General features: G+C 68.7%; 8 protein-coding genes. 4 read left to right on the top strand and 4 right to left on the bottom strand.

The window, feature by feature from the left end; translation table 11 throughout:
- The first annotated feature begins 36 nt into the window (after positions 1-36).
- From tatC to lnt, 3 genes are all read left to right on the top strand, one after another.
- Positions 37-798 carry a twin-arginine translocase subunit TatC gene (gene tatC, locus B4E30_RS15175; RefSeq protein ID WP_194385501.1) on the top strand — a complete coding sequence of 254 codons (762 nt, stop codon included), beginning with the start codon at positions 37-39 and terminating at the stop codon, positions 796-798.
- A complete protein-coding gene (locus B4E30_RS15170) occupies positions 795-3,245 on the top strand; it encodes a DEAD/DEAH box helicase (protein ID WP_194383161.1) in 2,451 nt (816 codons plus the stop codon). Before tatC ends, B4E30_RS15170 begins: the two co-directional genes overlap by 4 nt.
- Positions 3,246-3,307: 62 nt before the next feature.
- Positions 3,308-4,891 carry an apolipoprotein N-acyltransferase gene (lnt, locus tag B4E30_RS15165; RefSeq protein WP_286796000.1) on the top strand — a complete coding sequence of 528 codons (1,584 nt, stop codon included), beginning with the start codon at positions 3,308-3,310 and terminating at the stop codon, positions 4,889-4,891.
- Between the two features lie 8 nt (positions 4,892-4,899).
- Here the strand turns inward: lnt and B4E30_RS15160 are convergent, their stop codons facing one another.
- The 4 genes from B4E30_RS15160 to B4E30_RS15145 all read right to left on the bottom strand — a co-directional run bounded on the left by B4E30_RS15160 (position 4,900) and on the right by B4E30_RS15145 (position 7,751).
- A complete protein-coding gene (locus B4E30_RS15160; RefSeq protein WP_071043536.1) occupies positions 4,900-5,277 on the bottom strand; it encodes an RNA polymerase-binding protein RbpA in 378 nt (125 codons plus the stop codon).
- 104 nt (positions 5,278-5,381) lie between these two features.
- Positions 5,382-6,182: a glycerophosphodiester phosphodiesterase family protein gene (locus tag B4E30_RS15155; RefSeq protein ID WP_071043535.1), complete on the bottom strand. Its 801-nt coding sequence runs from the start codon at positions 6,180-6,182 to the stop codon at positions 5,382-5,384.
- 5 nt (positions 6,183-6,187) lie between these two features.
- Entirely contained in the window at positions 6,188-7,264 is a 1,077-nt protein-coding gene (locus B4E30_RS15150; RefSeq protein WP_071043534.1) for an SPFH domain-containing protein, read from the bottom strand.
- Positions 7,257-7,751 (bottom strand): NfeD family protein, encoded by a 495-nt coding sequence (locus B4E30_RS15145; RefSeq protein WP_071043533.1) that lies wholly within the window; start codon positions 7,749-7,751, stop codon positions 7,257-7,259. The genes B4E30_RS15150 and B4E30_RS15145 overlap by 8 nt, the downstream gene beginning before the upstream one ends.
- A gap of 152 nt (positions 7,752-7,903) precedes the next feature.
- On the opposite strand from B4E30_RS15145, the gene B4E30_RS15140 reads away from it, so the two are divergent.
- Positions 7,904-8,320: SDR family oxidoreductase (locus tag B4E30_RS15140; RefSeq protein WP_286795996.1), on the top strand; the 417-nt coding region annotated here is incomplete at its 3' end.

Here is an 8,320-nt window from a genome sequence, read left to right as displayed (position 1 = left end):
TCGAAGGCGGCGAAGCCCCGACGCGGTGAGAGGCGGATGTCGCTCGGCCAGCATCTCGTCGAGCTGCGCAAGCGCCTGATGATCGCGGCGATCGCGTTGGTCGTCGGCATGGTGGTGGCCTTCTTCATCACGGATTTCGTCATCTGGCTCATCACGGAGCCCATCCGGTACATCGCCGTCGAGCGGGGGGACGAGATCGACGTCGCCGTCATGTTCAGCACGGTGACGTCGGCGTTCGATCTGCGCATCCGGATGGCCTTCGCCATCGGCCTGGTGCTGTCGGCACCGGTCTGGCTCTGGCAGATCTGGGCGTTCGTGATGCCGGGTCTGACCCGCACGGAGATCCGGTACACGATCTGGTTCGTCGCGGCGGCGATCCCGCTGTTCTTCGCGGGATGCTGGACCGGTCTGCTGGTGATGCCCCACATCGTGGAGATCATGGCGACCTTCGTGCCGGAGGGCGGCTCGTCGTTCTACGACGCGAAGTACTACTACGACTTCGTCATGAAGCTGATCATCGTCGTCGGGGTCTCCTTCGTCCTCCCGGTGTTCCTGGTCGCCCTCAACATCGCCGGCGTGATCAGCGGGCGCGACATCCTCAAGGGCTGGCGGGTGGCCGTGCTCGTCGCGACGATCTTCGCGGCGGTCGCGACGCCAGGCGCCGACGTGGTGTCGATGATCCTGCTCGCCGGCATCCTGGTCGTACTGTTCTTCGCCGCCGCCGCGGTGTCGCTGGTGTTCGATCGGCGTCGACGGAAGCGCGAAGAGGCGTTCCTCGCGGACGGGTCGTCGTCGTGACCTCTCTCTCGCCCGCCGAGCGGTTCGCCCGCGCGAACGAGCACCGCGAGCATCCCCGTACGAGCGAGTTCGCCGAACGGCAGCGCTTCGACCTCGACCCCTTCCAGCTCGCGGGATGCCACGCTCTCGAGTCGGGCCGCAGCGTGCTCGTGGCCGCGCCCACGGGGGCCGGGAAGACCATCGTGGGGGAGTTCGGCATCCACCTGGCGATGTCCGCCCCGGGCGACAAGGCGTTCTACACGACGCCGATGAAGGCGCTGTCGAATCAGAAGTTCCGCGAACTCGTCGACGTGTACGGGCCGGACGAGGTGGGACTGCTCACCGGCGACACGAACATCAATGCGAGCGCCCGTATCGTGGTGATGACCACCGAGGTCCTGCGCAACATGCTCTACGCGGACTCGCCCGCGCTCCAGGGGCTGCGCTTCGTCGTGATGGACGAGGTCCACTACCTCGCCGATCGTTTCCGCGGCGCCGTGTGGGAGGAGGTCATCATCCATCTCCCGCCGGCCGTGCGACTGATCGCCCTGTCGGCGACGGTGTCGAACGCGGAGGAGTTCGGCGACTGGCTGGATGCGGTGCGCGGGGACACGGAGATCATCGTGTCCGAGACCCGACCGGTCCCTCTCGAGCAGCATGTCCTCGTACGCGGAGACCTTCTGCCGCTGTTCGACGACCGCGCCGGCGTCGCAACGGCCCAGGTGAACCAGGAGCTGCTGCGCATCCGTTCGGCTCGCGGCAGCGGCTACGAGAGCGGGCGGCACGGGGGTGGCGGCCGCCGACCGCACCGGGGCGGCAGGCGGCCCCAGCGAGCCGGGCATCCGCAGCGGATCGAGCGACTGGATCGGCCGGATGTCGTTGAGCTTCTCCGACGCTCGAATCTGCTCCCCGCGATCTTCTTCATCTTCAGCCGGGCCGGGTGCGATCAGGCCGTCATCCAGGTGCGGCGCTCCGGCGTGCGTCTGACCTCGCCCGAGGAGCGCAGCCTCATCCGGGAGATCGTCGAGGACCGCACCCGCAACCTCGTCGAAGAAGACCTCGGCGTGCTCGGCTACTGGGAGTGGAAGGACAACCTGGAGCGCGGCGTCGCGGCGCACCACGCGGGCCTCCTCCCGGCCTTCAAGGAGATCGTCGAGGAGCTGTTCCAGCGCAAACTCGTCAAGGCGGTCTTCGCCACCGAGACGCTCGCGCTCGGCATCAACATGCCCGCCCGGACGGTCGTGCTCGAGAAACTCGAGAAGTTCAACGGCGAGGCGCGGGTGGCCATCACCTCCGGCGAGTACACGCAGCTGACCGGGCGTGCGGGACGCCGGGGCATCGACGTCGAAGGACACGCGGTGGTGCAGTGGACCGAGGGCGTGGACCCGCAGGCGGTGGCCGCGCTCGCGTCGCGCCGCACCTACCCGCTGAACTCCAGCTTCCGGCCCACGTACAACATGGCGGTGAACCTGATCGACCGGTTCGGTCGCGGGCAGGCGCGCGAGATCCTCGAGTCCTCGTTCGCGCAATTCCAGGCCGACCGGGCCGTGGTCGGCATCGCGCGCCAGGTCAAGGATGCCGAGGAGTCGCTCGCGGGATACGCCGATGCCATGGCATGCGACCGCGGCGACTTCGTCGAGTACGCCGCGATCCGCCGCGAGCTGAGCGACATCGAGAAGATCAATCGCAAGGACGTCACCGCGGGAAAGTCGACCCGCGATGCCCGGCAGCGCGAGATCCAGTCGCTGCGCAATCGCATGAGGCGTCATCCGAGTCATGAGTGCCCCGATCGCGAGCATCACGCGCGCTGGGCCGAGCGGTACCACAAGCTCGATCGCACCGTGCGGAAGCTTCGCGGGCAGATCGACTCCCGCACCGGCACGGTGGCGCGGATCTTCGATCGCGTCGTCGAGGTGCTCGATGAGGTCGGCTACGTCGAGATCGCCGCCGACGGGGCGACGACGCTCACCGACGACGGCCGCACGATGAAGCGCATCTACGGCGAACGCGACCTTCTCGTCGCGGAGAGCCTTCGGCTGCGGCTCTGGAGCGCGCTCGACGCTCCCTCGCTCGCGGCGATCGCGTGTGCGCTGGTCTACGAGCCGCGTCGCGACGACGGCGGCTACGGGGATCGGCGCCTGCCGCGCGGGGCATTCCGCATCGCCCTCGAGAAGACGACCGATCTGTGGCAGCGGCTCGACGACCTCGAGACCGAGCATCGCCTGCCCGGTTCCGAACCGCCCTCGCCGAACCTGTCCGCCGCGATGCACGGGTGGGCGCGCGGACTGCCTCTGGACACCGTGCTCGCCGAGGCCGACATGGCAGCCGGCGACTTCGTCCGCTGGACGAAGCAGACGATCGACCTGCTCGACCAGCTCTCGCTCGTCGCGCCACCGGAACTCGCCGGCACCGCACGGCGTGCTCTCGAGTCGGTGCGGCGGGGGATCGTCGCGTACAGCTCGGTGTGATCTCCCGGAGTGCCGATCCTTCTCGAAGCAGTCGTGCAGGGGCGCCGGATTAGGGTGGACGCGTGAGTCTCGCCCCGGCCATCCGGCCCGTCTTGCCGCTGTGGGCGGCCGTCGTGACCTCGCTGGTCGGGGGAGCGGTCCTTGATGCCGCCTACCCGGACATCGGTTGGTGGCCCCTGGCATTCGTGGGAGTGGCATTCGCGCTCGTCTCCCTCATCGGCCGCAGCGTGGGCGGAGCGCTCCTGGTCGGCCTCGCCTTCGGTGCGTCGTTCTACCTCATCCACATCGTCTGGATCACCCGCTATCTCGGGGTGATTCCCTGGTTCGCGCTGGCGGGTGTCGAGACGCTGTTCATCGCGGTCGGATCGGTTCTGCTGACGCTCTCGTACCGCTGGTTCCCGCGAATCTGGCCCTCACGGTGGGCCAACCTCGTCGGGCTGCCGGTGCTGGTGGGAGGAATCTGGACCCTGCGCGAGCAGATCATGGGTTCCTGGCCTTACACCGGCTTCCCCTGGGGGCGGCTCGGGATGAGCCAGTCGGAGAGTCCGCTCGCCCACATCGTCTCCTGGGTGGGCGTCAGCGGGCTGACCTTCCTCATGGTCGTGTTCACCGCCGCCGTCATCGAGTGGCTCCGAGCGGGTCGGCTCCGGGATGTGCGCTCGGCCGTGCCGGCGACCGTCGCCGCGGTGCTTCTGGTCGCGGTGCCGGCGTTCCCGACGACGGATGTCGGCACGTGGCGGGTCGGTGCCGTGCAGGGCAACGGACCGTCTGCGTACTTCGATGAGCGGGAGCCGTATGAGGTGCTGAACGCCCAGATCGAGGCGTCCCAGCCGATCCTCGAGGACGACCTCGACGTGCTGGTGTGGCCAGAGGGCGGTATCGGATACGACCCGCTGCAGGATGCCGCGACGGCGGCCGCGCTCGACGGCTTGAGCGAGCGCGCCGACGCGCCGCTCATCGTGAACGCTGCGACGGAGCGGGGCGACGACGTGTTCAACACGTCGATCCTCTGGACGGCGGAGAACGGTGCGGAGCAGGTGCACGACAAGGCCAACCCGGTCCCGATGGGGGAGTATGTGCCCGATCGCTGGTTCTACGAGGCGATCGTGCCCGACCTCATCGGTCTGATCCAGCGGGAGTACACGCCCGGATCCAATCCGCCGTACTTCGATGTCGACGGGATCGGTGTCGGCCTCGCGATCTGCTTCGACGTGATCTACGACGACGTCATCTGGGAGGGCGCCCGCGACGGCGCGGAGATCTACGTGCTGCAGACGAACAACGCCGACTTCCGTGACACCGATGAGAACCTGCAGCAGCTCGCCTTCGCACGCATGCGCGCGATCGAGACCGGACGTGCGGTGGTCAATCTGTCGACGGTGGGCACCAGCCAGATCATCGATCCCTCGGGCGTCACCCTGGAGTCGTTGCCGACGGACACCGCCGGCGCGATGGTGCTCGACGTGCCGCTGCGCACCGGCCTCACCGGCGCGGTCGTGGTCGGCCCGGCCGTTCAGGCCATCCTGGGGTGGGGGAGCCTCGCGGTGATCACCGCTCTCGGGGTGGTCGTGACGGTGCTCTCCCGTCGTTCCCCCGTGCGAACGACGACGGCGCCGACTCCCGAGGGAGCCGGCGCCGGTCGATGAAGTGGGATTCAGGCGCTGAGCTTGTCGGTGGAGGCGGCCGCACCGCGTCGTTCGCGGATGTAGGTCAAGCGCTCCTCCAGGAGCTCTTCCAGCTCCGGAATCGTGCGACGCTCGAGCAGCATGTCCCAGTGGGTGCGGGCGGCCTTGTCGCCGCTGTGGTCCACCGTGGCCGTGCCCTCACCGATTCGCAGAAGAGCCTCGGCGCCGCAGGTGCGGCACTCCCAAGCCTCCGGGACCTCCGCGTCGGCGGCGAAGGTCATCACCGTGTCTCGCCCACAGGACGAACACGAGTAAGTGTGCTGCGCGCGGTCGTGGAAAACGACGCCCTCTTCGCTTTGTAGGCTCTGGGCGCCGAGTCGGATGCCGCGCAGACTGCGGTCTGCCATAGGGGGTGGTCCTCTCGTCGGTCATCAGGTATAACGCGACGACCTGTGGGAATCATCCGAACGGACGCCGCGAAGACGCCATTCACAGTCGATGCACAGCGCCGTCAGCCGCCCGCGCGTGGCGGCGTCGACGACCGCGTCGCAACCACGTCGAGGGCGACGTCGGCGACGTCGGTGACGATGCCGTCGACACCCCAGTCCAAGAGCGTCGACATGCGCGCGGCATCGTTGACCGTCCACACATGGACCTCGACGCCGAGTGCGTGCGCGAGCTCGACCCTGCGCGGTGAGACGATGCGCATCGGACCCTGCCTCTCCGGCACCTGAAGCGCATCGACGCCCACCAGTGCTCTGCGCGCCATGGTGATCGAACGTAGGGAAGCGGCGGCGAGGAAGCGCGCCACCGTCCTCGACCCCGCCGATGTCGCGGGGCGGGCCGACCCGACGGTCGCGGCGCGCAGCGCCCTATGACGCCTGTCGTCGTCGAAGCTCGTCAGCAGCACGCGCTCCGCGTGCGCGGCGATGATGCGTCCCGCCGGAACGGCGGCAGCCGCCGCCTTCACATCGATGTTGAAGCGGAGACCCGGAAACGTCTCCAGTGCTTGGCGCAGGGTGACCAGGCCGCCCCGGGAGGACATCAGGTCGTCGAGCTCCTGCAGGGTGACATGTGCGATCGGGCGGGGGTCGCCGGTGACGCGGCGCAGATCGACGTCGTGGAAGAGCACGACCTCGCCGTCGGAGGTGAGATGGCAATCCGACTCGACGTAGGCAGCTCCGGCGGCGTGCGCGGACGTGACGGCGGCGAACGAGTTCTCAACGATCCCGTCCGCGGCGTCTGTCGCGGTGACCAGGCCACGATGGGCCAGAACGCGAGGGGGTGCGGAAGCGGCGAACCAGGGGTGCACGGGGTCTAGCGTGCCTCACCCGCTCCGCCGCCGGCGGCACCGGGTGTGGTCTTGCGCGCTTCCGTGGCGATGTCATCGGCGGCGGACGCCGCCTCGCGGGCGGCGGCGAGCGCCGCGTCGGCGGCGGCGCGGGTCGGCCCGGTCGGCTTCGGCTTCGAGCCCGGCTCACGGCGAGGGGTGTCGTCGGAGCGACCGCCGAAGGCGGCGCCGATGCCCTTCAGTGCCTCGGTCATCTCGCTCGGGATGACCCACAGCTTGCTCGATGCACTGTCGGCGATCTTGGGGAGGGTCTGCAGGTACTGGTAGGCGAGGAGCTTGTCGTCGGGTTCACCGGCGTGGATGGCGTCGAAGACCATCTCGATGGCCTCGGCCTCGCCCTGGGCTCGCAGCACGGCCGCCTGCTTGTCGCCCTCGGCGCGGAGGATCTCGGACTGCCGACGGCCCTCCGCCTCGAGGATCTGAGACTGCTTCGAGCCCTCGGCGGTCAGGATCGCCGCGCGACGGTCCCGCTCCGCGCGCATCTGCTTCTCCATCGAGTCCTGGATCGACACCGGCGGGTCGATGGCCTTCAGCTCGACTCGGGAGACGCGCAGCCCCCACTTGCCGGTCGCCTCGTCGAGGACGACCCGCAGCTGGCCGTTGATGTTGTCGCGGCTCGTCAGGGCCTCCTCGAGGTTCAGCCCGCCGACCACGTTGCGGAGCGTCGTCGTGGTGAGTTGCTCGACAGCGCTGAGGTAGTTCGCGATCTCGTACGTCGCGGCGCGCGCATCCGTGACCTGGAAGTAGACGACCGTGTCGATCGAGACGACGAGGTTGTCCTCGGTGATGACCGGTTGCGGCGGGAAGGAGACGACCTGCTCGCGCATGTCGACCAAGGGTCGGAGGCGGTCGATGAACGGCACCAGCAGGTTGAGACCGGGGCTCAGCGTGCGCTGGTAGCGGCCGAGCCGCTCGACGATGCCGGCGTACGCCTGCGGGATGATGCGGATGGAGCGGAAGATCACCACGACCACGAAGATCGCGACGACCAGCAGCAGGACGATGACGAAGATCTGTCCGATGAACGAGCCGATGTCAACCATGGTCAGCTTCTTTCTCGCGATGAACGTGGGTGGGCCGGACCTCGACCGTCGCGCCCCGCACCGCGTAGACGGTCACCCGAGTGCCGAGCTCGAGGTCGGCGTCGAGGATGCCGGAGGCTGCTCGTGCGGTCCAGGTCTCCCCGTTGTCGAGTTTCACGCTTCCGTCACCCTCGACGAAGGCCGCGACCACACGGCCGTCGATGCCGTAGAGCGCATCGACGTTCGTCTTGACGTCGCCCGAGGAGCGGCGCAGCGCGCGCAGCAGCAAGGGTCTGATCGTGAACAGCAGGAGCGCGGAGATCGCCGCGGCCGCGCCCACCTGCAGCCACCAGGGTCCGCCGAGGAGATTGACGCCCAGCCCACCGATCAGAGCGCCGGCAGCGAGCATCAGGAAGGTGAACTCCAGCGTCAGCAGCTCGACGATCACGAACAGCAGTGCGAGCACGAGCCAGACGATCCAGAGATACTGCGTCAGATCGGGCATCATCGACCCGCCTCCTTCCCCTTGCTCGAACTCTAGCAACGCACACCGGGGGCCGGGCCGTCGTCGCGCGCCCGGAATCGGATGAGACCCGTTGATAGGGTCATGAGCGGCTCGCGCGCACGCGCGCGCCCGTCACGACCTCAGGAGCGAAGTCCATGTCCCAGCCCCTCCCCGCCGGTTCCCTGACCGGAAAGACCGCCCTCGTCACCGGTTCCTCGCGGGGGATCGGCGCCGACACGGCGCGATACCTCGCGCAGGCCGGAGCGGATGTCGTGATCAACTTCCGAAACAAGGCCCCGCGGGCCGAGAAGCTCGCCACGGAACTGCGAGAGCTGGGCGTGCGGGTCCTCGTCGTCGGGGCGGACCTGACCGACGCGGACTCGGTCGCCGCCATGTTCGACGAGGTCGCACGCGCTTTCGGGTCCCTGGACATCCTCGTCCTGAACGCATCCGGGGGCATGGAGTCCAACGTGGCCGAAGACTACGCCCTGACGCTCAACCGCGACGCCCAGGTGCGCACGCTGGAGACCGCGCTGCCCCTCCTGCCGCAGGGCGCTCGCGTGGTGTTCGTG

Origin of the sequence: Microbacterium sp. UBA3394, assembly GCF_002358725.1 — a bacterium.
Classification (GTDB): Bacteria; Actinomycetota; Actinomycetes; order Actinomycetales; family Microbacteriaceae; genus Microbacterium; species Microbacterium luteum.
This window is presented reverse-complemented; position numbering and strand designations above follow the sequence as displayed.

Coding starts and splice junctions, on each gene's coding strand:
- B4E30_RS15150 (WP_071043534.1), bottom strand. CDS start 7,264: ATGGTTGACATCGGCTCGTTCATCGGACAGATCTTCGTCATCGTCCTG.
- B4E30_RS15160 (WP_071043536.1), bottom strand. CDS start 5,277: ATGGCAGACCGCAGTCTGCGCGGCATCCGACTCGGCGCCCAGAGCCTA.
- B4E30_RS15145 (WP_071043533.1), bottom strand. CDS start 7,751: ATGATGCCCGATCTGACGCAGTATCTCTGGATCGTCTGGCTCGTGCTC.
- tatC (WP_194385501.1), top strand. CDS start 37: ATGTCGCTCGGCCAGCATCTCGTCGAGCTGCGCAAGCGCCTGATGATC.